Consider the following 23,757-nt stretch of genomic DNA (forward strand, 5'->3'; position numbering starts at 1 on the left):
AGCTATCGCACACTACGTGGGGTCTAACTTGAACCTCCCTCGACTCGAGAAGACTTCCCCCCGCAGCTCATGGCCACCATGACCGATCAGCTGTGCCGTCACTTTCCCACCCATCCTAGCCAACTTGCGGAATTACTAGGTCCAGCTCCTCCTGTTCGAGCCATTTGGCCTCATCGCACTGCACATAGGTCACAAGCTGCGAAATCGCTGATCCATCGGAGGCAACGCAAGGTCGAACGACTTCAGCGGCGACTTGCCGGCACCATTGGGGCCGATCAGCGCGTGGATCGTCCCGCGCCTGACCTTGAGGTCGACGCCGCCGACGGCGAAGAAGCCAGCGAACTGCTTTGTCAGTCCGCGGGCTTCCAGAATGATGTCACCGGGCATGGACGCCCCTCTTCCGCGGGGTCCTGATCACGGCTCAGGCCGCCGACTGGCTGATGTACTTGACGGTCTGGAATTCCTGGAGACCCTCGATCCCGCCTTCGGAGCCGATGCCGGAATCCTTGTAGCCGCCGAACGGGGTCTCCGGCAGCGACGCCTGCCAATGGTTGATGACGACGTTGCCGCTCTGGATCGCCTCGGAGACTGCGGACGCGTTGCGCATGTCGTTAGTCATCACGTAGGAGGCCAGACCGAAGGGAAGCCTGTTGGCGAGCCTGATGGCATCGTCCATCCCCGAGAACGGAGCGGTGGTCGCAAGCGGCCCAAAAGGCTCGACGTTCGACGCCATGCAGTCGTCGTCAGCGTTCGACAGCACCGTCGGCCTGTAGAAAAAGCCCTGGTTGCCGCACCTCTCCCCGCCAGCCGAGACCGCGATGTTGCGAGCTCGCGCATCCTCGACGAAGCGCTCGATGGATTCCACGCGCCGCGCATGCGCCAACGGCCCCATCTTGGTGGCCGCATCGAAGCCGCCGCCGACGACGATCTTGTCGGCGAGTTCCGAGAGCTTCGCGGCGAACTGGTCGTGGATCGATTCATGCACGAAGAAGCGCGTCGGCGAGGTGCAGACCTGACCGGAATTCCGGAACTTGGCCGCGACCGCCGAGACCGCCGCCGCCTCCGGATCGACATCGCCGAAGACAAGCACGGGAGCGTGACCGCCGAGCTCAAGCGTCATTTTCTTCATCGTCTGCACGGCGAGCGCGCCAAGTTGCTTGCCCACCTGCGTGGAGCCCGTGAAGGTCAGGCCGCGGGTGATCGGAGACTCCAGCAGCTTCCGCGAAACCAGCGCGGGATCGCCGAACACGACGTTCAGCACGCCGGCCGGCAAGCCGGCATCCGCGAGAGCCTCGGCGATGGCGAGAGCCGTCGCCGGCGTCTCTTCGGCGGGCTTGATGATCACGGAGCAGCCCGCCGCCAACGCACTCGAAATCTTGCGGGCGGGAGTGATAGCCGGCGCGTTCCAAGGGGCGAACGCCGCGATCGGACCGAGCGGCTCACGTACCGCGATCTGCTGGATGGAGCGGCTGCGCGAGGGAATTACGCGACCATACGCCCGACGGCCCTCCTCCGCGTTCCAATCGAACATTCCGGCGGCGGTTTCGACCTCGACGCGGGATTCGGCAATCGGCTTGCCGAGCTCCAACGCGATCAGTCCGGCGATCCGCTCGCTGCGTTCCCGGATCAGCGCCGCCGCCTTCAGGAGAATCCGGCCGCGGTCGACCGGCGACATCTTGCGCCACTGCTCGTGGCCACGTGCCGACGATGCCAGCGCCTCGTCCAGATCGGCCTCGCCGGCATGCGGCAGTTCGCCGAGCACCGCACCTGTCGCCGGATTGAGCACCGATTGCGTATCTCGGCCTTCGCCGGTCCGCCATTTACTGTCGATGAAAAGCTTGAGCGCGGGATAATCGACCATGAGCGTCCTCCGTCGGGAGCAAAAACGGGCACGACGACACCGTGCCCGCGTGTTGGTTGGAATGCCGGCCGCCTACTTGGCAGCGTTGATGAACGGGCAGTTGCCGTCCTTGAGGGGGCGGAACGCCTTCTCACCGGGGACGGTGTCGAGGATCTTGTAGTAGTCCCAAGGATACTTGGACTCCGAGGGCTGCTTGACCTGCAGCAGGTACATGTCGCGGATCACCCGGCCGTCCTCGCGGATGGATGCGTTCGTCGTGTAGAAGTCGTTGATCGGCAGCTTCTTCATTTCGGGCACGACGACCGAACCGACGTCGCTATTGGTGGCCTCGACGGCCTTCAGGTAGTGCGTGACCGCGCCATAGACCGCGGCCTGGAGGCTTCCGGGCGCCTTGCCGTTGAAGCGGGCCATGAAACGCTTGCTCCATTCGCGGGTCTTGTCGTTGGCGTCCCAGTAGAAGCTGTCGGCGAAGATCAGGTCCTTAGCGCTGGCGAGGCCGAGCGCGTGGATGTCCGGCAGGTTCACCAGCAACGCCGCCATGCTCTGCCCGCCCGCGGTCAGCCCGAACTCGTTGGCCTGCTTCAGCGCCGTCATCATGTCCGAACCCGCGTTGGCGAGGCCGACGACCTGGGCCTTGGAGGCCTGCGCCTGCAGCAGGAAGGAAGAGAAGTCCGACGAATTCAGCGGATGCTTGCTCGAGCCCAGCACCTTGCCACCATTGGCGAGGACGACCTTGGAGGCCTCCCCCTCCAGCGCCTGACCGAAACTGTAGTCCGCGGTCAGGAAGTACCAGGTCTTCAGCCCCTTCTGCACCAGCGGCGCAGTGGCAACGTTCGCAAGGGCGTAATTGTCGTAGGCCCAGTGCACGCCGTTCGGCGAGCAGGCCTTGCCGGTAAGATCGGGCGTGCCGGGGCCAGTCGCCAGGAACACCTTGTCCTTCTCGCGCGACAACTGCTGCACGGCGAGCGCCACGCCCGACGACACCACTTCGGTGATCGTGTCGACGCCTTCGGTGTCGTACCACTTGCGCGCCAGCGCGAGACCGATATCGGCCTTGTTCTGGTGGTCGGCCGAGATCACCTCGACCGGCATGCCGGCGACCTTGCCGCCGAAATCCTCCACCGCCATCTTCGCGGCAAGCAACGAGCCGGCGCCAACATTGTCGGCATAGGGGCCGGACATGTCGGTGAGCACGCCGATCTTGACGGTGCCGTTGGAGATTTCGGCAGACGCAGATGTGACGAATGACAGCATCGCAGCCGTCACGAGCAGCTTGTTGATCTTCACGCGTTTCCCCTCTCAAGCTTGTTGTTAGGCTTGGTTCACTTGATCCGTTCGAGCACCGGCAGCAGATAGCCGAGGAACTTCTCGGGATCCTCACTCATCGGGAAGTGGCCGAGGCCCTTCATGATGGTGACGTGGCTGCCTTTGACGCTGTTGGCGACGGCCATCGTCTCTTCCGGCGTGCAGGAATAGTCGTATTCGCCGGACAGCAGGAACAGCGGGCATTTCGACGTGTCGATCTGCGCAACACGCGAACGGATGTCGCCGTCGAGCTTGTAGAAATACAGGTCGCCCTTGAACACGCCGGGACCGCCCTGCATGTAGTGCCACAGCGTCTCCCAGCGATCGGCGTCAGGCGCGTCCGGGCCGACGAGGCCCGATACGATGGCTGCGCAGACTTCGCCGCCATGCACGTCCGGTCGATGCAGGAAGTTGAGATCGTAATAAGGATCGACATGCGCGCCGGCCTGCAGGCCGATGATGGCACGGAAGCGCTCTGGATGTTCGAGCGCGAGATGCAGGACGATGCGGCCGCCGATCGAGCAGCCCATCACGATCGGCTTGTCTAGTTCGAGCGCGGTCATGACTTCGAGGATCATGGTCGTGAACTGGGTCGAGGTGAGCTGGTACTCCTCATTGTGCCATCCGACCGGCGGCGAGGATTTCCCATGCCATGGCATGTCGAACGCGATGACGCGGTGCTTCGACGTGACGCGCTCGTCGTTCATCAGCGCGCGGTACTGGCGGCCGTCGGCGCCTGCAGTGTGCAGACATAGCAGCGGCGTGCCTTGGCCAGCCTCCTCGACGTAGATGCGGTGCTCGCGTCCGAACAGTTCGAGATGAAGATAGCCGCCGATGGTGGGTTCGAAACGGGCGCTCATGCGGCGTCTCCCTTGCGCAGCATGACGAGCGCTTCCTTGAAGTATCTGAGGTTGGCCATGAACGGCCGGAGGTCGCCCTCCGTCTTCAGAACGCGACGCTTGATCAGCGCCATGAGATCGTGCGAGCCCGGCCGCGGCGGACTCCAGAATTTCGTCCATTCCTCGTCCGACGCGCGCAGCGCGAAGGTCCAGGACGGCATCACGAACGGTCCCTTCACGATCGAGACGATCCTGCCTTCGACGATGTTGATCAGCCAGGGCGTCGTGCCGACCTCCAGCAGAAACGTCGTCGACAGCCATCGACCGCGTTGCACCAGCGCCTCGTCGGCATTGACCTTGTTCATCAGGTCTTCGATCATTGCGTCTTCTCCCTTCAGGCTATCGCGATCAGCGCGTCGACCGCGACGACGCCCTCACCCACCTGATTTATGATCAGTGGATTGATCTCGGCATCCACCACGACCGTGCTCTCATGAGCAAGCTGCGACATCGCGACGATGGCATGCGCGAGCGCTTCCAGGTCGCCGTGAGGCTTGTTCCGGAAACCCTGGAAGACCTTCGTGATCGACAGCTCCGCGATCATGCTCCGCGCGCCGGCTAGATCGATGGGCGCGAGGCGAATGCTGCGGTCCCGGTATATCTCGGTGTAGATGCCACCGGCCGCCAGCAGGACCATCGGACCGGCTTCCGGATCGACCCGGTAGCCGAGCAACATCTCGCCGAGACCCGAGGTCATCGGCTGGACGAGCACCTTGGACACCTGCGCGTCGGGGCGATGCGATGTCACGTTGTCCGAGATCTTCGTCATCGCCACCTTGAGTTCCGCATCGCTGCGGACGTTGAGGATCACTCCACCGACCTCTGTCTTGTGGGCGATCTCGGCGGACAGAAGCTTGACGGCAACGGGATAGGCGAAAGGCAGCGTGATCGAGGCTGCATCCACCGCGACCGCCACGGCCGGTGCGTGCGGTACGCCGACCTTCGCGAACAGCTCGTAGGCCGCGAGTTCGTCCAGCTGTCGGGTCGCCGCGACCGTCGTATCGTGCCGCGTGGTCGGTGCGATCACCGGCCGGCGCCGCAGCAGCGCCGCGGCGACCGCGTCGGCGCAGGATTCGGGGGTGCGGAAGTTTGGCACGCCGGCGGCCGTGAGCATAGCCAGCGCATCCGGAGCGTCCGGGACCAGAAAGGTCACCAACGGCTTCGAGGACGCAGCGCTGTCGATAGCGGGCTTCACGGCGAGCTCGGGCTTGAACCTCGCCGACGAGCCGATGACCGCGACCACGACATCGAATTCCGGCGCGGAGAGCATCGTATCGAGCGCGGCCTTCATGACGTCGTAGCGCGTCCCAGCCAGCGTGAGGTCCGTGATGCGTTCATGGTTGGCCTTGACGCCAGCCCCGGCGAGACGGGCGAACGTCTCGTCGCTCGGCTTCACGACGTCGATGCCGCGCACGGAAAGCTCGTCCACGACCATGGCCGCCCCGCCCCCGGTGGTGGTGACGACGCCCACGCGCTTGCTTTGCACGCCCGCCGCGCGCGCAGGCATGCGATGCAGCAGCGGCAGGGATTCGAGGAGGGTTTCGAAATTGAACACGCGCGCGATGCCGCAGTCGGCCAAGAAGGCCGCGGCGACATCGTCTTCACCGGCAAGGGCACCGGTGTGCGATAGCGCGAGTTCGGCGGCGGCAGCGGAACGGCCGAGCTTGTAGGCGACCACCGGCTTGCCCCACTCGGCTGCGGCGAGCGCGAAGGTCCGCAGATCGCGCGCATGGCGGATGCTCTCGAGGAACAGCATGTAGCCCGTGATCTCGGGATCATCGAGCGTCGCCGAACAGATCTCTCCGAGAGAAAGGTCGATCTCGTTGCCGACGGAGACGAGCCCGGCGAAGCCGACATTGCGGGTCTTGCCGCGCGAGATCAGGGCTCCGAGCAGGCTTCCGCTGTGGGAAGCGACGAGGATGCCCCCGGTCGGCAGGTCCGGCTCTGCAAACGCGGCGTTGGCTGTGATGATGGTCTTGTGGCGCAGATTGATGGCGCCGAGGCTGGACGGCCCGAGAATCCGCAGGCCCGTTTCCGCGCAAAGTTTCTGCAGTGCTGCGACCAGCTTCAGCTCCTCATCTCCGCCTTCCGAGAAACCGGACGCCAGGATCGTCGCCACCGGCACGCCCAGACGCGCGCACTCCGAGGCGGCCTCCATCACTCCCTCGGTGGGCGTCAGGATGAATGCGTGGTCGGGCACCGACGGCAGGTCGGCAAGCGACGGCCAGGCCCGTTCGCCCAGGACAGTCGCGCGGCGCGGATTGATCGGATAGATCGTGCCTTCGTATCCGGCGCTACGCAGGTACTGCAGCGGACGCGCCGACGTCTTCGAGACGTCGTCGGAAGCGCCGACGAGCGCGATGCTGCGCGGGGCGAACAGCGCCTGTCCGAGCGACGGTCTTTTCATCTCAGCTTGCACGTGCTGCCTGTCCACGTTGGTCGAAGCGGCGTTCGAACACGTCCTCCGCGATGCGGTTCTTGAGGATTTCGGTGGATCCGCCGGCGATCATCCAGCCGCGTGTCCGGCGCATGCAGTATTCGGCGAGCGATTCCTGGCTGTAGCCGAGCCCGCCCATGATCTGCACCGCTTCGTTGGCTGCATCGAAGCCCGCCTGATTGCATGCGAGCTTCGCCAATGCCGTCTGGTACGGCGACGGCAGACCTTCGGTCATGCTGGCGGCGCGGTACAGCAGCAGTTGCGCGGATTCCAGCTTCAGCGCCATGTCGGCGAACTTCCATTGCAGTCCCTGGAATTCGCACAGCGGGCGGCCGAACTGCTTCCTGATCAACGCATGCTCGCGGGCGAGGTTGAAGGCGTAGCGCCCCACGGCGAGCGCGCGGGACGAATTGCCGAGGCGCTCCACGTTGAAACCGGAGATCTGCTTCTTGAATCCGCCCGGACCCAGCAGGACGTTCTTCGCCGGGATGCGGCAGTTCTCGAAATAGAGCTGGCTCCACTGCTCGCCGCTCATGAACGGCGTCGGCTTGCCGATCGTGAAGCCCGGCGCATCCCGTTCGATGATGACGGAGCCGATGCCGTTCACGCCGGGCCCGAACCGCACGTAGACGAGATAGATCGCGGCGTCCGGACTGTGGGTGCCGAACACCTTGCTTCCGTTGATGAGATAGTCGTCGCCGTCCGGGGTCGCAGAGGTCTTCAGTTCGGTAACGGCGGATCCCGCGTCGGGCTCGCTCATGCCGAGGCTGATGCAGATGTTGCCGGCGAGCAGATCGGGAAGCCACCGCTCCTTCTGTTCCGGCGTCGCGTATTCCACGAAGGTGCGGATCGGTCCGAAGTTGCCGGCCTGCACCACGTCTGCGCTGCGAGGACACACGGATGCAATCTGCTCGATGGCGATCACCGAGTCGAACAGCGTACCGCCCTGGCCCCCGTCCTCCGGATCGAACGCGATGCCCATGAGCCCCTGCTTCGCGAGCAACTGCGCGACATCCCGCGGGAATTGCGGATCGTGCGTACGCTCGAGAGCGCCATCCTTCAGATTGGCTTCCGCGAAACGGCGGACCGAGTCCGCGAATGCCTGCTGCTCTTCGTTCAGTTCGAAATTCATCTGCCTGGCGCACCTGCTGGAATGTGCGCCCTGTTTCCCAACCCGGGCTTTGACCTGCAACTGAACATCGGTTATAGGTCTATTACTTAAGGTAATGGCTGACCCATGCTGCCTCCGCTGAACCCGCTGCACGTCTTCGATGTCGCCGCCCGGCATCTGAATTTCACGAGCGCGGCGGCAGAGCTCCGCGTCACCCAGCCGGCGATCAGCCGGCAGATCAACACACTCGAGAGCTTTCTCGGCGTTCGGCTGTTCGAGCGTGATAAGCACGGACTGCGGCTCACGTCGGAGGGCGAGGAGTTCCAGCGCCAAATCGCTCCGGCGTTCCGGATCATCGCCAACGCGACCGCCAGCATCACGGCAACCGGAAAAGCCGAGCCGCTCAAAATCCGCCTCTACACCACATTCGCCGCGAAGTGGCTTATTCCGAGATTGCCGTCGTTCTACGTCGCCTACCCGCAGATCAAGCTGAACATCAGCAACATGGTGGCGCCGATCGATTTCGAGAAGGACAAGGTCGACCTCGCCGTCCAGTTCGGCGGTGGAAACTGGCCGGGCGTCGAGACCGCACTCCTGTTCAAGGATCTGATCCAGCCGATATGCAGCCCGAAGCTCCTCAAAAAGACGCGGCTCTCGGAGCTCGACGATCTGCGGAAGGTGCAGCTCCTGCATTCGCAATATCGCCGTACCGACTGGCCGGACTGGTTGATGGCCGTGAAGCGCCCGGACCTGCTCACCGACGCCGGGATCAGCTTCCCGAGTTCGGTGCTCACCTATCAGGCCGCCGTCGAAGGCGTCGGCGTCGCGATCGGTCAACTCTTCCTGCTGCGAAACGAGATCCAGGACGGGACCTTGGTCCCGCTGTTCAACGCGCCGTTCGAGCGCCGCATGGCCCACTATGTCGCCTGGCCAAAGCACCGGCCGCTCAGTCGGAAGGCACGGAGCTTCGTACATTGGCTGAAGGCGCAGATCGCCGAGTCCCTTGCCAACGCTGTGTGAACCGTCGCTGCGTCCGGAAACCTTGCTTGTCTTCATGCCCATGCTGAGGCGCACCACCGCGCCATGTTCCCGGTTGCGGGCATCTCTCGCAGCGGGTCGAATCTGCCTACCGTCCGCGGTGCTAGGACTCTCAGCTGATGCAGAGATGCCGTGGAGGTTGGCGCCGCCGACTGTTCCTAGACATTCGCAGCTCCCAGTACCGCCGGCGCTGCGACCGCATCGTCGCCATGAGGGGCGGACGGGCGCCCCGGGACTCGTGGTCGTAGGAGGGAAGCTAAGTTGATTTAGCTTCCCTCCGCGGCCAATCAATTTCGGGGTCTCCCAGCTGTACCGCGCGGACAGCGAAGCGAAGCCTTCTGTCGTCGGTAAAGAAGATCGTTAGCCGCCTTTAAGAGCCTCCCGCGTGGTCGTTGCTACAGTGCGCGGCGATGAACATGGCGACGGCAGACCGGCAATAGGATTCGATTTCGTCCTCTGCTCTCGCCTCATCGAAACGTGCGACAATCAGGAGATCGGATCCTTTGAAAAGCGCGGCAAACAAGCGGGCGGACCGAAGAGGATCGGGCACGTTTAGAACCGCCTTCGCGTGCAACTCACGCAACAGGGCCTCGATTTGGGCGATGACATGGGCGGGGCCGGCTTCGAAATGGAGCTTGCTTAACGAGTTTTGACTCGTCTTGTCGGCCATGACCATGGCTTCGACACTGCGGACGTCTGATCGCAACAGCGTGCGAAGCAGTAATGATCCCACCGCCACGAGCTGATCTTCGACCGAACCGTCGACGTCTTTAAGAAGGGCCTGTGGTGCAAACAACTGATGGCAGCTGGCCGCCATGGCCGCGCTGAACAGCGCCTCCTTGTTCTCGAAGTGCCGATAGATGCTGAGCTTGGATATCTTCGCTCGCTGGGCGACCTTGTCCAAGGTCGTCGCCTGAAAACCCAATTCCACAAAAAGTTCGCGCGCGGCGTCGACTATCGTTTGGCCAAGCGCCTCGTTGGCGGGCCGGCCGCGCCGGGCCTGGCTGTTTTCGGTCACGACAATTCCAGTACTTGACAGTGAGGTTGGTCAGCAAGCTGCGATGATGGGCCTGCCGCGCGAAATGCGCGACGTCCCGCTGGCGGAAACCGTCATTCCCGAGGTTCTGGCAGGCTTCAGCGACGTCGCCTATGTGCCGGGTTCACCGTCGGGCGGCGCCCTGCCCTTCGTGACCGAGGCAGGCCCGTCGCATTATTACGGCGTTGGCGCTTATTTGCGGCCCCTCGACGATGCGCGCCGCGCCAATGTCCGCTTTGCCTCCGAGTGTCTCGCTTTCGCCAACCTGCCGGACGATCGTCACTTCGCTAGCCATCGGCTCGATCCTGTCCGCAATCCGGAACGCTGGCTCGCCGGCGTCCCGCGCGACGGAGGCGCGTCTTGGGATTTCGACGATGTGCGAGAGCATTATCTTCAGGCGCTGTGGAACGAAGACGGCCGCAGCCTGCGCTCCAGCGAACCCAAACGCTGGCGCCAGCTATCGCGCGCGATCACAGCCGAGGTCATCGAACGGACGATCGACGAATGGCGCCGCCCAGCCTCCACTACGGCTGGCGCACTGATATGGCTGTGGCGCGACCCGCGGCCCGGCGCAGGCTGGGGCCTGCTGGATTCCGACGGCCGTCCGAAATCGGCCTTCTACGCCCTGCGCCGCGCCTCGCAGCCGCTGCGCTTGTCGATCACTGACGAAGGCACCAACGGGCTCTATCTGCATCTCGTCAACGACACGCCGCGGGCCGCCACCGGCAAATTGACCTTGCGTTGCCTGAGAGAGGGCAAGACGCCGGTGATCGAAGCGGTGCGCAATGTGACCATCGCACCGCATGCCGAGCTTTCAATCGGGGCGTTTGAGATGTTCGACCGGTTCTTCGACGCCGGTCACTGCTATCGCTTTGGGCCAGCGGCGCATGACACCGTGCATGCAACGTTCGCAGCCGAGGACTCCGATCAACCTCGAGAGGCCTTTCATTTTCTTTGCCCCCCGACGTCGGCGGTTGACCAGACGATTGGTGCGGTGCTTGGTGAAGACGACGCCGGTTTCTCTCTCGACCTGCGAGCCGTCACGGCGACGCGTTTTGTTGAAATCGTGGACAACAAATTCCTGCCCGACGACAATTATTTCCATTTAGCGTTCGGGCATCGCAAGATCGTGCGTTTGGCACCGCGTCTGCATTCGGCCCACCATTTGCGCCCATCGGGGAGGGTTTCTGCACTCACTCTGCTAACTGAAGTCGAATACTGACTTCGCAGTGGTCCATTGGTGTCGGCATCCAGTTCTCAGCCAAGAGGTTTCATCCGAAAATTTGTACCGCCAGCAGCCGCCAGGTGCTCCTTCAAGCCTCGACCGGCCGCGAGCGGAAATGTTATTCAGGAACTGAGCATCTGTGCGAATGACATCGAATTGGAAGCCAAGACCCGGTCCCATGGAAGACCAGCGCTACTAGTGTCTCCTTTGCGCCAAGAGCCGCCCACAGGTCACGTCTAGTCCTTTAGGCCGTATGACCTGACCCGGCCAATTTGCGGGCACGGGCTCAAAGTCGAAGCCCAAATTTCCCCGCGGGAAGAAATGTGCGGCCGCGCGCCAACTTGGAGGAAGCGCGCGACCGCGGCACCGCGAGAGCTACGACAGCCTCGTGGCGGACTACTTGCGGCGAACCGCTATCGTGTTTTGCGGGCGAAGCCGGCTTTGCTACCCGATGATCGCTTTGACCTCCAGATATTCTTCGAAGCCGAAAACCCCGAACTCGCGCCCATTGCCGGACTGCTTGTATCCTCCAAATGGCAGGCTCCGGTCGAATGCAGCGCCGTTGAGGTAAACACGTCCTGCGCGGATGCGATTGGCGACGGTGCGCGCACGGATGCGGTCACGCGATTGCACGAAGCCCGCCAGTCCGAATGGCGTATCATTGGCAATCTCAATGGCCTCGTCCTCGCTGTCATAGCTCATGATGGACAGCACAGGACCGAACACCTCCTCGCGCGCAATTCTCATTTGCGACGTCACGTCGCCGAACACCGTGGGGCGAACGTAGTATCCGCGATTGAGCCCGGCCGGCCGGCCCGTTCCGCCCGTTACTAGGGTCGCGCCCTCGTCGATGCCGGACTGGATCAGGTCCTGCACTTTCTCGAACTGTGACTGGCTCACCAAAGGTCCCATGGTGGACGCCGGATCGAGCGGATCGCCAAGACGAATGCTGCCGACGGCTTCACTTGCCGCGGCGAAGGCTGCGTCGCGCTGTGCGCGCGGAATCAGCATGCGCGTGGGCGACTGGCAGTTCTGGCCAGCATTTGTGTAGCAGGCGTGAACGCCCTGTATCACGGCAGCTTTCAGATCAGCATCCGGAAGGATGATATTGGCGGACTTGCCGCCCAGTTCCTGCGCGACACGCTTGACCGTATCCGCCGCAAGCTTCGCCACCCGAACACCAGCCGTCGTCGATCCTGTGAATGACACCATGTCGATCTCGGGATGGCCGGCGATTGCCTCACCCACCGTCGGACCATCGCCGTTCACCACATTGAACACACCCGCTGGAATGCCGGCGTCATGCACGATCTCGGCGAACAGCATGGAGCTCAGCGGAGCGATTTCACTGGGCTTGAGAATGACCGTGCAGCCGGCGGCCAGCGCTGGCGCGACCTTCGAAGCCACCTGGTTCAACGGCCAGTTCCACGGCGTGATCAGACCGCAGACACCGATCGGCTCGCGGCGAACGACCCCGCCTCCCATTGGTTCTTCGAACCTGTAGTCCGCAAGCACGCGCGCAGCTTCCTCGAAATGAAACAGCGCAACGGTCGCCTGGCGCTCCGTCGCAAAGGTGATCGGTGATCCCATTTCCAGCGTCATCATCCGCGCCAGTTCCGGCAGACGTGCCCTGAATCCCTCGATGATCTTCTGAAGATAGACGAGGCGATCTTTCACGCTCACTTCGGAATATGTCGCGAAGGCGCGGCGGGCGGCCTGCGCGGCCCGGTCCACATCCCGGCGAGAGCCCAGGCTAATCCGCGCGAAGGCCTCCTCCGTCGCAGGATTGAAAACTTCAAGAGTTGACGGTGTGACGGGATCCACCCAGGCGCCGTCGATATAGAATTTCAGCTTGTCCATCTTCTCCATCCGTAACGCCTACATAGCCATTGTGTTTGGAGCTCGCGGCCCCGCCGTCGCTATCTCGCCGCAACTCCCGCCGCCGAGTGCTTTAGAGGTGCCTGCCCTCGTCCACGGGCACGACGATCCCCGTCGAGCTCGTCAGGCTGACGATGCAGGCCATCACCGCTCTTGCGACATCGTCGGGCGTCGTGATGCGGGCAAGCGGGAGTTTTTCGGCGACCCACTGCAACTGTTCCCGCGTCCGGCCGGCGACGAAATCCGTATCCACGCCGGCCGGCGAAATGGAAAACACCCGGATTTTCGGTGCGAGCACTTTCGCGAGCGCGATCGTCAACGCGTCGACGCCCGCCTTGGCGGAGAGATAAGCGAGGCTGCTTCCCAGCCCCGTGCGGGCGGCAATGGACGAAATGTTCACAATGGCAGCGCCGCTGCCGCGCTCCAGCAATGGACGGAAAGCGCGCACCATGGCGAAAGGCCCCCGCAGGTTGACGGTCACGGTCCGGTCGAAGATCTCGTCGGTCAGTGCGTCAAGATCGTTGGCGGGCACTGGCGTCGTGGCGCCTCCACAATTGACCAGTACATCGAGCCGGCCGTACTCCTTCTCCACCCGCGCCGCGGCTTCGGCGATAGAGGATGGATCGTCGATCGCGATGCGCAGAGCGAGATGCCCGGTACCCTGCAGCCCGCTCACGACATCTTCCGCCAGCTCCTTGCGGCTGTTGTAGCCGACCACGACAGCCGATCCGCTGGCGGCGAGCCGCGCCGCTGTCGCCTTGCCAATCCCGCTGCCGCCGCCCGTGACGAGCGCCACTGTGGGAGTCGATAGCGCGGGAACATCGATGCGGATCATGTCGGTCACTCAATCACTCCCGATCGTCAGACGACGAGCCCGGACCAGCGCAAGCAGGATAACGCTGCACTGCGCGGTGCCGGCCTCGCCCTTGCTACATTGCAATTTTTGCCGCCTCGATTACCGGCCGCCACTTGGCGAGTTCGGCCGCGACGAATGCCTTGAGATCGTCCGGCGATCCACCGACGCCCAGCAATGCATTCTGCCCGAGAATAGCCTTTCCCTTTTCACTCTGAAGAAAGCCGTTCACGATGCTGTTCAACTTGGCGACGATCTCTGGCGACGTCCCGGTCGGCGCGACCATGGCGTACCACGCTGATGCCTCGAAGCCCTTGAAGCCCGTCTCCTGCACCGTCGGCACGGCCGGCAGTTGCGCGGCCCGCTGGCTGGTCGTGACGGCAAGCGCCTGAACTTTTCCGGAGGTAACCAGCGGTACATAGGTCGGCATGAAGTCGATGACGATATCGATCTGACCGCCAAGCAAATCTGTCATCAGCGGTGATGTGCCGCGATACGGCACGTTGGTCATCTTGACGCCGACGGACCTCTGCACCAATTCCGACGTGATGTGCCCGAGCGTGCCGTTACCGGGATGTCCCACATTGACCTTGTCGGGGTTCTGCTTCGCATAAGCGATCAGCTCTTCGAACGTCTTCGCTGGAAAGTCGGCGCGCGCGGTCACGATGAGCGGGGACTTAGCGACGAGAACGACCGGCGTGAAATCCTTTTCGGAATCATAGGCCAGCCCCTTATACATCAGCTTGTTGAGCGCAATCGGCGCAGGCGTGCCAAACAGGAGCGTGTAGCCGTCAGCGCTCGCCTTGGCCACGGCCGCACCGCCAATGCTACCGCCTGCCCCCGCACGATTGTCGACGATGAACTGCTTGCCGAGCGCCTCGCTCAGTGCCTGGCCGACCGCGCGCGCGAGCGTATCGACGGCGGATCCTGCCGGAAACGGCACGATCATGGTGACGGTCCGTTCCGGCCACCCTTGCGCGGCGGCGTTGTGAATGGGCGTCAGGGCGAGCACGAGACCGCACAGGCCGACTAGCAATGCACGCATGTTTCCTCCGATTTTTAAGATGCAGGCTGTGCCCACTTGTTCAGCGCCATCTTCCGCAGCGCTTTCCCTGTTCGATGTCCTACAATCAAACCGCTATCGAAGTTGCGGAATGTGCCGCCGTTCCGCTGTACGGCATGGCTCGCTCACGCGCTTGCGTGAACAGTCCCCCGGCACGTCTGCCGGGGGCTCTTGTTTTCAACACCGCCCCAGTGGTCGATCAGGCTCAGAACGATCGCAGGATCTGAACCGCGCCGTTGTAGAGGTTCTGATCGCGCACGGCGTAGGATGTGCCCGCTGGCTTGCCCACGACGTTGCCGGTGTAGGTGCCACCCAGGCTCTGATCCATGCGGCTGTAGATGAATTCCGCCGAGAGCGTCAGATTTTGAACGGGCGTCCAGGCTGTTCTGGTGCCGACCTGCGTGGTGGCAAAGTCGAAGTTGTTGCTGGTCCCGGACAGAACGCCGGCGGACGAAGCCGCTGCCGAGGACGAACTGGTGCCGAAGCCCCGCGTGGTCGAGGCGAATGCCCCTGCCAACAGAGCATTGCCCGCGTCGCCGTAAGAGATGAGGCTGTAGTTGGCGAAGAGAGAGGTGCGCCACGCCGGGTTCCAGTAATGCTCGAAGAAGCCGCTGACTTCCCAGGCCGAGCTCTGCACGATCTGGCCGCCGGGCGCATAGACACCATCGAGAACGTAGCCGAAGCCGACCGTGTTGCCATCGAACTTGGCGAACCGCCCGCCACCCAGCGTATCCACCGTCCCAGCGAAGACGTATTTCGCGGCGCCCTTGGCGTAGGAGGCTTCCAGCTTGAGGCTGTCGCCCGCGCCCGTCGGCAGGTTCTTGAACTCGACAGCGCCGCTTACGGCGAAGCCATAGGCATCGTCAGGGTGGCCGGAGGGTTCATTGGTGTAGTATTGAGCCGTCGCCTGATGAAGGGCTGCAGCGAGATGCAGCGTGCCCCATGCCTGATCGAGGCGCAGGTTGCCGACAACGTCCGGCATATGGTTGCCGCCGGTGGCATTACCGAGGAACGTGTTCGACGACGAACCGTAGAATGCGCCGGTGAACTGCGAGGCACCGGGCGCCACGATGAACGTGTTCACGTTCCACAGGCCGGCATTGCGATAGGGCGACGCATTCTCGAGCGAGATGGTGCCGGAGACGCCGTTGCCGAACGACGCCGTATAGGCCAGCTGCGGGATGCCGGTCGCGTTGTTGGAGCCCGCGAAAAAGCCGGAGGCGATCGTCGGCTTGGCGAGCGCCCATTGCGGGTCGAACTGCGAGACGGCCTTGCCGAAGGTGAAGCCTGCGAACTGGATGAACGCGAAATCCACTTCGACGTAGCCACCGGCGATGCTTTCACGTCCTTGCGCGAAATCGAAATGAATGTTGGAGAATGTGCGGAGCAGACCGTATTCGGTCGCTGTGCGCGTATCGGTGGTCAGCGTCAGGCGCGGCTTGGTGTTGAAATAGTCCTTCGTGTAGAGATTGTTGCCGCCGGCGCCGCCGAACCAGTACGGCACGTCATAATTGCTCGCAGCATTGAAGGCGGTATCGATGCGAAGTGCACCGCCGATCTTGATGCAGGTGTCGGTGCCCGGGATGTAATAGAAGCCCGCGCCGTAAAGCGAACAGATCTTCACATATTCGACCGCCTTGGCCTTCACCGGAAGATCGGCTGCGTATGCACCGCCGATCGCGAGAATCCCTGCCGCCGAGCCGAGAACAAGAGTCTTGATAGTCGTCGTCATTATAGCCCTCCGAATTGCCTTCGTTTCCTCAGTGAAATGTTACTTGGCCGCCCATCGCCGGCTCGCGTTCGTTGTACGCGAGGGCGTAACGCTGTTTTGATATAGGATATTGATGGAGAGATCGGCCTGTCAACGATGGCGGCGAATTTCGGGCCAATGATGAACGGAGTGTGTCATTCGCGTTGCATTGACGCACAAACGAAGGGTACCGTTTCGTCATCGCGAACAACTATCAAAACGCATGCGCGCCGCACGTCGAGAACGATGATCGCGAGCCCGCCAATGGAGCTCGTATCGTATCGCCTCGCTGCGGAACTGCCGGCTATCGATTTAGTGAGTCGCTCCGCAAGATGCCGCGCGCTGCGGCTCGCGCGCGCGGCGATATCATTGGGCGTGTAGGGCAGCGCATCCATGGTCGGCGTATGAATGCCGCCGAACTATTGTCGAACCGGCGTCGTTCGATCCCGCAGCGGATGCGGACTGCTGTTTGGCGCGCTCCGTCAGCTCACGCCGCCATCGGCGATGATCGTACGCCCGGTGAGCCATTTCGCCTCCGGCGACGCGAGGAATAGCGCAACACCGGCGATGTCGTCGGTCTGCCCGACGCGACCGAGCGGCGTCATCGCCGCGATCCCTGCGCCGCGCTCGGCCAGGATCTGCGTCGTCATGTCGGTCTCGATCACGCCGGGCGCGATCGTGTTGACTGTGATCCCGCGCGGGCCGAATTCCTTGGCGAGCGCATGCGACAGGGCAGCAACCGCCGCCTTGGAGGCCGCATAGATCGCGGTGGTCGGGATCGGCCGGGTAGCGAGTGCGGAGGAGAAATTGATGATCCGTCCTCCCGGCGCGGTCAGATGCGGGAGCGCCGCCTGAATAACAGCGATCGTGCCGAGGACATTGGTATCGAAGGTGGCGCGGAACAGCTCGAGGTCGATCGCCTCGAACGGCCGGTATTCGGCAATGCCGGCGCAGTTCACCAGAATGTCGAGATGCTCGAACTGCGCAATGACCTGCGCAACCATCGTCCGCGCGTCGTCCGGATTGGAAATGTCACCGGCGACACCGATGCCCTGCGGGCCCAACTCGGCGATATCACCGAGTACCGCATGCGCCGCCGCGGACTCATTGCGGTAGCCGATCGCCACACGACAGCCCGCGCCGGCAAAACGCCGTGCGATCGCAGCTCCCATCCCGCGCGACCCGCCCGTGACCAGCACGACCTTGTTGCTCAACGAATCCCGGTCGGGCCGCCCTTGATCGCTGGTGCTCATGACCTGCCTGTTTCCGTGGGAGTGACTGCTGCGATGCCGGCGTGCGGCGCTATGTCTTCGACTGCCTTTTGCAATCGCAGGCTCCATTGCCGCAGATACACTTCGCGGCCTTCGGCATCCACACGCGGCGCTGCGTAAGCGACGAACGGTTCAAGAGCTGTCATGCCAAGATACTCGATCATCAGGCGCTGTGCCGGCCACAGCACAGTCTGGATATCGCCATAGACGTCGGCGGCCGAGAACCGTTGCCGGGTGCCGCCGGTGCTGAGGCACAACAGACCCCGCTTGTCGGGAAAGAAACCGCTGTCGAAGCGGCGGCCATCGGCATAGGCGAAGCCAAAGGCAAGGACGCGGTCGAACCAGCCCTTCAGAATGGCCGGCATGCCGCCCCACCAGATCGGGTAGAGCCAGACGACGAGATCGGCGTCGCGAAAACGCTGCTGCTCACGCACCAGGTCGGCCGCGAAACCGCCGGTGCCATGCGCATGGGCCTGTTCGGTCTGATAGTGAAACCGCTCCGCGTCCGCCACCGCACTGAAATCGTGCCGCCCGGCGACCGGATCGAATTGCTCGGCATACAGATCGGAAACCACCACCGCGTGGCCGGCCTGCCGCAGCGTCGCGACACCGGCGTCCTTCAGGGCGCCAGTGAACGACGTCGGCTCGGGATGTGCATAGACCATCAAGACATTCATCGCGATACTCTCACAAGCGACGTCATCGGATCAGGCGCTCTTCGCCCTGCCGGCGAACAATCCGCTCGGGAAGAACAGGAGGACGATGAGCAGCACCGTCAGCGCCACGATGTTCTTGAAGCCCGCGCCGAAGAACACGATGGCGCCGGACTGGATAACGCCAAGAAAGATGCCGCCGATCAACGCCGCCGGCGCACTGCCGAAGCCTCCGATGATCGCCGCGATGAAACCGTTGATGCCGAACGGACCGCCGACGCTGTAGGCCGTGTATTGCGTTGGCGTAATGAGAATGCCGGCGGCGGCGCCCAAAGCGGCGCTGAGTGCAAATGACACGATCAGCATGCGCTCGACGGGAATGCCGAGCAGTGCGGCGGCCTCGCGGTTCTGCGAACAGGCTCGCAAGGCCCTCCCCATCCGCGTGCGGTTGAAGAATTGCGTCAGTGCGAACACCATCAAGGCGCCGCATCCGAGCACCCAGAACAACTGATAGCCGATCGCGATCGGCCCGATCTTCAACGGCCCGCCGGATGTGAATTCAGGGTAGGTCCGCGGCTGATCGCCCAGCGTGAGAATGACGACCTGTTCGATCAGAAGCTGGATCGCCAGAGTCGCGAGGATGATCGCGAACAACGGCGCTTTGCGACGCCACATCGGATTGATGATGGCGATCTGGACCAGCACGCCGACACCCGCGACCAGGATCGTGGACAGCACTGCCGAGACGTAGATCGGCAGGCCGAACTGGGTCAGCAGCGTATGCGCGAACATGCCGCCGAGCATGACGAACACGCCCTGCGCGAAATTAACGATACCGCTGGCATTGTAGATGACGCAAAATCCGATCGCGACCAGTCCGTAGATCAGTCCGATACCGACGCCGTTGACCAGACTCTGAACGAGTTCGACTGCGCTAGGCATTGGCTGCCTCCTCTATGCCGAGATAGGCGGCAATGACTTCGGGATGAACCTTGATTTCGTCCGGAGTGCCTTCGGCGATCTTTCGTCCGAAATCGAGCACCGCGATCCGGTGCGCGATCCGTGTGACCAGACCGACATCGTGTTCGATCAACAGCACCGTGGTGCCCTGGCGGTTGATCTTCTGGATAATGTGCGCGAGCGCGTCGGTCTCCTGCGTATTGAGACCGGCGGCGGGCTCGTCGAGCAGCAGCAGCCGCGGCTTGGATGCGAGTGCGCGTGCGACTTCGAGCAGCCGTTGCTGACCATACGGCAGCAGTTCGGCATCGAGATCGGCCTGCGCGCCGAGCCCGACGAAATCAAGCAATTCGCGCGCCCGTTCATGAACCTCGGCTTCCTGCCGGCGAAACCAGGAGGGCCGCAGCAGCGCCGCAGCGACACCGCCTCGGGTCGCGAGGTGGCAACCGACCTCGACGTTCTCGGCGACGGACATGCCCTTGAACAGCTGCACTAGTTGAAACGTCCGGATCAGCCCCATGGGGGCGATCTGATCCTGGCGCATGCGCGTGATGTCGCTGCCGTCAAAGGCGATGCTTCCCGAGGTCGAATTGAGGAAGCCGGAGATCATGCTGAAGAATGTCGTCTTGCCCGCGCCATTCGGACCGATGACCGCGAACAGGCTGCCTTGCGGCACGTCGAAATCGATCTCGTTATTGGCGAGCAGCCCGCCGAAACGCTTGGTCAGACCCTTGACCTTGAGGAGCGCCATGGTCACGCCTCCCCTTTGTCTTTGCGCGGCCGAAACAGTCCACCAAGTGCAGAGAGGCCCTTAGGCGCATAGATCAGCATCAGCAGCAGCACCAGCGCATAGGCGATGTCCTGGAAGCGGCCGGTGCTACGGAAGATTTCCGGCAACAGCGATGCGACGATTGCGCCGATCACCGGACCGATCAGCGTACCGACGCCTCCGACATAGAGCATCGTGAAGGTCACGATGACCATCTGCGGGCCGAACACTTCGGGACTGATGAAGCCGACCGTATGCGCGAACAGCGATCCGGCGGCCGACGCATACAATCCGGCGATGACGAAGGCGATAAGCTTGAAGCGCGAAATCCGAATGCCGAGCGCAGCGGCGCCGTTCTCGCTTCCGGAAATGGCGCGCAGTCCGCGGCCAAAACGGGAATCGCGCAGGCGCTGCGAGATCCAGAAACCGACCAGCAGCAGCCCTCCGAGGCAGAGCAGCTTCAGCCGTTCGTCCTCGACGGTCAGGCTGCCGATGCCGAGCGGTGGAATGCCGGCATAGCCCATATAGCCCTGGGTCAGGCTGGTCCACTGGACCGAGATGTCATAGGTAATGAGGCCCAGCGCGAAGGTCGCCATCGCGAGATAGTGGCCGCGCAGACGCAGCGTCGGATAGCCAATCACCAGCGCGGCTATTCCCGCCACGCCCATCGAGGCGATCAGGGCAAGCGCAGGCTCCCAGTTGTACTGCACACAGAGAATGGCGCTGCCATAGCCGCCGATGCAGGCGAAGGCGTTCTGGCCGAACGACGCCTGCCCCGTATAGCCCATGAAGAAATTCAATCCGAGGCAGAAGATGCCATAGATCATCGCGAGCTGCATCACCGTCAGCAGATAGCCGCCATAGATCAGCACGGCGACAAACAGCAGCGCGCCCGCCCCAAGCAGGCCGATGGAGAACCGGTCGAGACGCGCAACCGGCTTAGGTGAAGTAATAGCGAGCAAGGTCATGGTGCGATTCAATCTCGTGCGTCGGCAACTCGGCCCGAACGCTTCCAGAGGCAAGAATGTAAACGCGCTGGGCGAGCTTGAGCGCCAGCGGCGCTTTCTGCTCGACCAGCAAGATACCCAGACCCTCCTTGTTGAGGGCGCCGAGCGTCGACAGGATTTCGGAAGCGACGCGCGGCGCAAGGCCGAGCGACGGCTCGTCGAGAATGAGCAGTTTTGGATCGGCCATCAGTGCCCGGCCGACAGCCAGCATCTGCTGCTCGCCGCCCGACATAGACGATGCGGTCTGGTCGATACGCTCGCGCAGCCGTGGAAACAGGGAGAACACCTTCTCTAGCTGCCGCTCGCTGTGGGCCTGCGGTCCGGACAGTTTGTAGGCGCCCAGTTGCAGATTCTCCCGCACGCTCATGTCACCGAACAGGCCCCGCCCTTCCTGCACCATGATGATACCGAGCCCGGCCAGCTCATGGGTGCGTAGATGAGTGACATCCCGGCCGTTGAACACGATCTGCCCGGTGCTGGCGATCAGCCGCGTGATGGCGCGAAGCAAGGTGGTCTTGCCGGCTCCGTTCGGTCCCAGAATGGTCACGAACTCACCGGGCGCCACATGGAGCGCGGTCGACCGCAGCGCTTCGATATTACCGTAGCGGGCCGTCAGATCGCGGACAGCGATCAGGGGGACAATGCCCGCCATCGCCGTCACTTCTTGAGAACCAGAACGCCGTCCTTCACGGAGGCGATCACGTAGGGATTCTTGATAATCCCGATATGGTTCTCCGCGCTGAAGTCGTAGGACGCGCCCGCACCGTCGTAATGGCCGAGTTTCTCGAACGCATCGCGTACGGCCGTCCCATCGGTCGAATTCGCCTTCTTCATGGCGGCAGCCATCATCATGATCGAGTCCCAGGCGCGCGAGGCCTGCGCGTTGTCGGACTTGCCGAACTTCGCCTTCATCGCATTGACGAACGGCTCCGCGGCCGCGCGGGCGGCGGGATCCGTGATGACCTTGATGTCGTCGGCTGCCACCTGAATAAGCGGCGACGGGACCAGATACTGGTCGCCAAGCACCTTGCCCGCCGAGAGCAGAATATCGAGCTCGTTGATACTGCCCAGCATCAGCATCTTGGTCAGGCCGAGGCTGCGGATGTTGTTGACGACGGTTACCACCGCATTGCCTTGCCCCAGCATGATGATCGCCCCGGCGCCAGCCGCATTGATGCGCCCGATCTGAACGCTGAAGTCGGCGTCGTCCTGCTGGTAGGACTCATTGGCCACGACGGTCAGTCCGAATTCCTCGGCGCCCTTTTCCGCTAGGCCGCGCATCAACAGGCTGTACGGGCTCGGATCGGAGAGGATTCCGACCTTACGGATATCGGTCTTGTCCTTGAGATACTGATAGCGCGCATCCACCTCGAATTTGGGTGGCGGCAGGAACTGGAAGGCCCACTTCTGCTCGTCCGGCTGGCGCGGCAGAATGGAACAGAGAAACATCGGCAACTTGGCTCTGGAGACGAAGCTCGCGGCGGCAAAGTTGCCGGCCGAGATGCAGCCGCTGTCGAAGGCGGCGACCTTGTCGTCTGTCATCATTTTTCGATAGACGACCACTGCCTGCTGCGGCGTCGACTTGTTGTCTTCGATCACCAGTTCGAGCTTCTTGCCCAGGACACCGCCTTGCGCATTGACCGCCTCAATGGCGATCTGCATCCCGTCACGCCAGTGACCGTCGGTCGCCGACCCGTATCCCGTCAAACCCAGCGACGATCCGATCTTGATCGTCTGCTGCGCTGACGCCGGCAGTGCCAGCGCGAGCGCGAACAGCGTGGCGCAAATTGACGCCTTGTGTGGTCTCATGTCTCCGTCCCCCTGTCTGTTTTTTCAGCTTGAGCGCTGATTGCAGATTGATCGATCTAACGCGTGCTCATCCAACCTTGTCCCGGACATCGCGCAAGGCGGCAGTCGCCGCCTGGCGCAGAAAGCCCTGATCCGACGAAAGCACGAAGACGTTGGCGCCGAGCGAATTCAACCAGGCGGCCTCGCTCGCATTGCCAACATAGACGCTGATCGGCTTGTTGGCCTTGCGTGCTGCCTCCGAGATGCGTTCGACTGCGCGCAACACATCGGGCGGATCTTTCGATTCATCGCCAAAGGCCGCGGTCAGGTCGCCCCGCCCAATAAACAGCGAGTCGACGCCGTCGACGGCGGCGATGGCGTCAATCTCGTCCAGCGCCACCGGATCCTCGATCTGGGCTACGAACACCATCCGGGCATCCGAATCCGCAATGTGTCGCCACATCGGTATGCCGGAATAGCGACCCGCACGCGTGCTGGTCGCAAAGCCGCGGCTGCCACCGCGATAGCGCAACATTGCTGCCACCTCGCGCGCATAGGCCGCGCTCTTCACATGGGGCACCAGGACGCCGGTGGCGCCGCAATCCAGCACCGAGAGAATGGCCTCCGGTCCCGGCACCCGAACTAGCGCCGGCGTGTCGGTTGCCCGCGCAGCCATCAGCGCGATGTCGCTGCTGGTGCGATCGAATGGACCGTGCTCCTGATCGATCACGACGAAATCATAGCCGATATCGCCGAGGATTTCGGTGCCGTGACCGGTCGGTGTCTTCAGAAACGTTCCGACAAGTTTCTGGCCGCCAAGCATACGCTGCCGGAATGTGGAAGCAGTTGTCATCTT

21 protein-coding genes and 1 pseudogene are annotated in these 23,757 nt (G+C 62.9%); 2 read left to right on the forward strand and 20 right to left on the reverse strand.

Annotation, left to right across the window (positions count from 1 at the left end):
- Positions 1 to 249 precede the first annotated feature (249 nt).
- The 7 genes and pseudogenes from AB8A50_RS07550 to AB8A50_RS07580 all read right to left on the reverse strand — a co-directional run.
- A pseudogene (locus tag AB8A50_RS07550) lies at positions 250 to 387 on the reverse strand (ATP-binding cassette domain-containing protein); the annotation flags it as partial.
- A gap of 34 nt (positions 388 to 421) precedes the next feature.
- Positions 422 to 1,861 carry an NAD-dependent succinate-semialdehyde dehydrogenase gene (locus AB8A50_RS07555; protein WP_439077295.1) on the reverse strand — a complete coding sequence of 480 codons (1,440 nt, stop codon included), beginning with the start codon at positions 1,859 to 1,861 and terminating at the stop codon, positions 422 to 424.
- Between the two features lie 72 nt (positions 1,862 to 1,933).
- Complete coding sequence (locus AB8A50_RS07560) at positions 1,934 to 3,115, reverse strand: ABC transporter substrate-binding protein (protein WP_439079933.1); 1,182 nt, start codon at positions 3,113 to 3,115, stop codon at positions 1,934 to 1,936.
- A 68-nt stretch (positions 3,116 to 3,183) separates the two neighbouring features.
- Positions 3,184 to 4,026 carry an alpha/beta fold hydrolase gene (locus AB8A50_RS07565; RefSeq protein ID WP_439077296.1) on the reverse strand — a complete coding sequence of 281 codons (843 nt, stop codon included), beginning with the start codon at positions 4,024 to 4,026 and terminating at the stop codon, positions 3,184 to 3,186.
- Positions 4,023 to 4,385 (reverse strand): hypothetical protein, encoded by a 363-nt coding sequence (locus AB8A50_RS07570; RefSeq protein ID WP_439077297.1) that lies wholly within the window; start codon positions 4,383 to 4,385, stop codon positions 4,023 to 4,025. The genes AB8A50_RS07565 and AB8A50_RS07570 overlap by 4 nt, the downstream gene beginning before the upstream one ends.
- A gap of 14 nt (positions 4,386 to 4,399) precedes the next feature.
- Positions 4,400 to 6,472 carry an acetate--CoA ligase family protein gene (locus AB8A50_RS07575; protein ID WP_439077298.1) on the reverse strand — a complete coding sequence of 691 codons (2,073 nt, stop codon included), beginning with the start codon at positions 6,470 to 6,472 and terminating at the stop codon, positions 4,400 to 4,402.
- Position 6,473: 1 nt separating this feature from the next.
- Complete coding sequence (locus AB8A50_RS07580; RefSeq protein ID WP_439077299.1) at positions 6,474 to 7,790, reverse strand: acyl-CoA dehydrogenase family protein; 1,317 nt, start codon at positions 7,788 to 7,790, stop codon at positions 6,474 to 6,476.
- Here AB8A50_RS07580 and gcvA point away from each other — a divergent pair.
- On the forward strand, positions 7,740 to 8,633 hold the full coding sequence (gene gcvA / locus AB8A50_RS07585; protein ID WP_439077300.1) for a transcriptional regulator GcvA: 894 nt from the start codon (positions 7,740 to 7,742) through the stop codon (positions 8,631 to 8,633). The two genes, AB8A50_RS07580 and gcvA, sit on opposite strands and share 51 nt — an antisense overlap.
- Positions 8,634 to 9,021: 388 nt before the next feature.
- Here gcvA and AB8A50_RS07590 read toward each other — a convergent pair whose 3' ends face one another.
- Positions 9,022 to 9,669, reverse strand: coding sequence for a TetR/AcrR family transcriptional regulator (locus tag AB8A50_RS07590; RefSeq protein WP_439077301.1), 648 nt, complete (start codon positions 9,667 to 9,669; stop codon positions 9,022 to 9,024).
- 43 nt (positions 9,670 to 9,712) lie between these two features.
- Here AB8A50_RS07590 and AB8A50_RS07595 point away from each other — a divergent pair, with 43 nt between their 5' ends.
- A complete protein-coding gene (locus tag AB8A50_RS07595; RefSeq protein ID WP_439077302.1) occupies positions 9,713 to 10,909 on the forward strand; it encodes a hypothetical protein in 1,197 nt (398 codons plus the stop codon).
- Positions 10,910 to 11,356: 447 nt separating this feature from the next.
- Here the strand turns inward: AB8A50_RS07595 and AB8A50_RS07600 are convergent, their stop codons facing one another.
- The 12 genes from AB8A50_RS07600 to AB8A50_RS07655 all read right to left on the reverse strand — a co-directional run bounded on the left by AB8A50_RS07600 (position 11,357) and on the right by AB8A50_RS07655 (position 23,754).
- Positions 11,357 to 12,772 (reverse strand): aldehyde dehydrogenase family protein, encoded by a 1,416-nt coding sequence (locus tag AB8A50_RS07600; RefSeq protein ID WP_439077303.1) that lies wholly within the window; start codon positions 12,770 to 12,772, stop codon positions 11,357 to 11,359.
- Between the two features lie 91 nt (positions 12,773 to 12,863).
- Complete coding sequence (locus AB8A50_RS07605; protein WP_231081046.1) at positions 12,864 to 13,625, reverse strand: SDR family NAD(P)-dependent oxidoreductase; 762 nt, start codon at positions 13,623 to 13,625, stop codon at positions 12,864 to 12,866.
- Positions 13,626 to 13,719: 94 nt separating this feature from the next.
- Entirely contained in the window at positions 13,720 to 14,688 is a 969-nt protein-coding gene (locus tag AB8A50_RS07610) for a Bug family tripartite tricarboxylate transporter substrate binding protein (protein ID WP_120286764.1), read from the reverse strand.
- Positions 14,689 to 14,911: 223 nt separating this feature from the next.
- Entirely contained in the window at positions 14,912 to 16,438 is a 1,527-nt protein-coding gene (locus AB8A50_RS07615; RefSeq protein WP_439077304.1) for a porin, read from the reverse strand.
- Positions 16,439 to 16,938: 500 nt separating this feature from the next.
- The gene (locus tag AB8A50_RS07620) at positions 16,939 to 17,709 is read right to left on the reverse strand and encodes an SDR family NAD(P)-dependent oxidoreductase (RefSeq protein ID WP_439077305.1); all 771 of its coding nucleotides are present in this window, start codon (positions 17,707 to 17,709) and stop codon (positions 16,939 to 16,941) included.
- The gene (locus AB8A50_RS07625) at positions 17,706 to 18,404 is read right to left on the reverse strand and encodes an NAD(P)H-dependent oxidoreductase (protein WP_439077306.1); all 699 of its coding nucleotides are present in this window, start codon (positions 18,402 to 18,404) and stop codon (positions 17,706 to 17,708) included. Before AB8A50_RS07625 ends, AB8A50_RS07620 begins: the two co-directional genes overlap by 4 nt.
- A 30-nt stretch (positions 18,405 to 18,434) precedes the next feature.
- A complete protein-coding gene (locus AB8A50_RS07630; RefSeq protein WP_439071886.1) occupies positions 18,435 to 19,322 on the reverse strand; it encodes a branched-chain amino acid ABC transporter permease in 888 nt (295 codons plus the stop codon).
- Positions 19,315 to 20,088, reverse strand: coding sequence for an ABC transporter ATP-binding protein (locus AB8A50_RS07635; protein ID WP_439077307.1), 774 nt, complete (start codon positions 20,086 to 20,088; stop codon positions 19,315 to 19,317). The genes AB8A50_RS07630 and AB8A50_RS07635 overlap by 8 nt, the downstream gene beginning before the upstream one ends.
- A gap of 2 nt (positions 20,089 to 20,090) precedes the next feature.
- Positions 20,091 to 21,074: a branched-chain amino acid ABC transporter permease gene (locus AB8A50_RS07640; protein ID WP_439077308.1), complete on the reverse strand. Its 984-nt coding sequence runs from the start codon at positions 21,072 to 21,074 to the stop codon at positions 20,091 to 20,093.
- Positions 21,046 to 21,765 (reverse strand): ABC transporter ATP-binding protein, encoded by a 720-nt coding sequence (locus AB8A50_RS07645; protein ID WP_439079934.1) that lies wholly within the window; start codon positions 21,763 to 21,765, stop codon positions 21,046 to 21,048. The genes AB8A50_RS07640 and AB8A50_RS07645 overlap by 29 nt, the downstream gene beginning before the upstream one ends.
- A gap of 5 nt (positions 21,766 to 21,770) precedes the next feature.
- Entirely contained in the window at positions 21,771 to 22,922 is a 1,152-nt protein-coding gene (locus AB8A50_RS07650) for an ABC transporter substrate-binding protein (RefSeq protein WP_439077309.1), read from the reverse strand.
- Between the two features lie 67 nt (positions 22,923 to 22,989).
- A complete protein-coding gene (locus AB8A50_RS07655) occupies positions 22,990 to 23,754 on the reverse strand; it encodes an HpcH/HpaI aldolase family protein (RefSeq protein ID WP_089265623.1) in 765 nt (254 codons plus the stop codon).
- Positions 23,755 to 23,757 lie beyond the last annotated feature (3 nt).

The organism is Tardiphaga sp. 841_E9_N1_2 (genome assembly GCF_051811065.1).
Classification (GTDB): Bacteria; Pseudomonadota; Alphaproteobacteria; order Rhizobiales; family Xanthobacteraceae; genus Tardiphaga; species Tardiphaga robiniae.

What these genes read in the sequence shown, in the direction of transcription:
- AB8A50_RS07595 (WP_439077302.1), top strand. Translation starts at nt 9,713, where the DNA reads ATGATGGGCCTGCCGCGCGAAATGCGCGACGTCCCGCTGGCGGAAACC.
- AB8A50_RS07630 (WP_439071886.1), bottom strand. Translation starts at nt 19,322, where the DNA reads ATGCCTAGCGCAGTCGAACTCGTTCAGAGTCTGGTCAACGGCGTCGGT.
- AB8A50_RS07615 (WP_439077304.1), bottom strand. Translation starts at nt 16,438, where the DNA reads ATGACGACGACTATCAAGACTCTTGTTCTCGGCTCGGCGGCAGGGATT.
- AB8A50_RS07655 (WP_089265623.1), bottom strand. Translation starts at nt 23,754, where the DNA reads ATGACAACTGCTTCCACATTCCGGCAGCGTATGCTTGGCGGCCAGAAA.
- AB8A50_RS07635 (WP_439077307.1), bottom strand. Translation starts at nt 20,088, where the DNA reads ATGGCGCTCCTCAAGGTCAAGGGTCTGACCAAGCGTTTCGGCGGGCTG.
- AB8A50_RS07620 (WP_439077305.1), bottom strand. Translation starts at nt 17,709, where the DNA reads ATGAGCACCAGCGATCAAGGGCGGCCCGACCGGGATTCGTTGAGCAAC.
- AB8A50_RS07645 (WP_439079934.1), bottom strand. Translation starts at nt 21,765, where the DNA reads ATGGCGGGCATTGTCCCCCTGATCGCTGTCCGCGATCTGACGGCCCGC.
- AB8A50_RS07565 (WP_439077296.1), bottom strand. Translation starts at nt 4,026, where the DNA reads ATGAGCGCCCGTTTCGAACCCACCATCGGCGGCTATCTTCATCTCGAA.
- AB8A50_RS07640 (WP_439077308.1), bottom strand. Translation starts at nt 21,074, where the DNA reads ATGACCTTGCTCGCTATTACTTCACCTAAGCCGGTTGCGCGTCTCGAC.
- AB8A50_RS07650 (WP_439077309.1), bottom strand. Translation starts at nt 22,922, where the DNA reads ATGAGACCACACAAGGCGTCAATTTGCGCCACGCTGTTCGCGCTCGCG.
- AB8A50_RS07600 (WP_439077303.1), bottom strand. Translation starts at nt 12,772, where the DNA reads ATGGACAAGCTGAAATTCTATATCGACGGCGCCTGGGTGGATCCCGTC.
- AB8A50_RS07575 (WP_439077298.1), bottom strand. Translation starts at nt 6,472, where the DNA reads ATGAAAAGACCGTCGCTCGGACAGGCGCTGTTCGCCCCGCGCAGCATC.
- AB8A50_RS07555 (WP_439077295.1), bottom strand. Translation starts at nt 1,861, where the DNA reads ATGGTCGATTATCCCGCGCTCAAGCTTTTCATCGACAGTAAATGGCGG.
- AB8A50_RS07610 (WP_120286764.1), bottom strand. Translation starts at nt 14,688, where the DNA reads ATGCGTGCATTGCTAGTCGGCCTGTGCGGTCTCGTGCTCGCCCTGACG.
- AB8A50_RS07625 (WP_439077306.1), bottom strand. Translation starts at nt 18,404, where the DNA reads ATGAATGTCTTGATGGTCTATGCACATCCCGAGCCGACGTCGTTCACT.
- gcvA (WP_439077300.1), top strand. Translation starts at nt 7,740, where the DNA reads ATGCTGCCTCCGCTGAACCCGCTGCACGTCTTCGATGTCGCCGCCCGG.
- AB8A50_RS07580 (WP_439077299.1), bottom strand. Translation starts at nt 7,790, where the DNA reads ATGCCGGGCGGCGACATCGAAGACGTGCAGCGGGTTCAGCGGAGGCAG.
- AB8A50_RS07560 (WP_439079933.1), bottom strand. Translation starts at nt 3,115, where the DNA reads ATGCTGTCATTCGTCACATCTGCGTCTGCCGAAATCTCCAACGGCACC.
- AB8A50_RS07605 (WP_231081046.1), bottom strand. Translation starts at nt 13,625, where the DNA reads ATGATCCGCATCGATGTTCCCGCGCTATCGACTCCCACAGTGGCGCTC.
- AB8A50_RS07570 (WP_439077297.1), bottom strand. Translation starts at nt 4,385, where the DNA reads ATGATCGAAGACCTGATGAACAAGGTCAATGCCGACGAGGCGCTGGTG.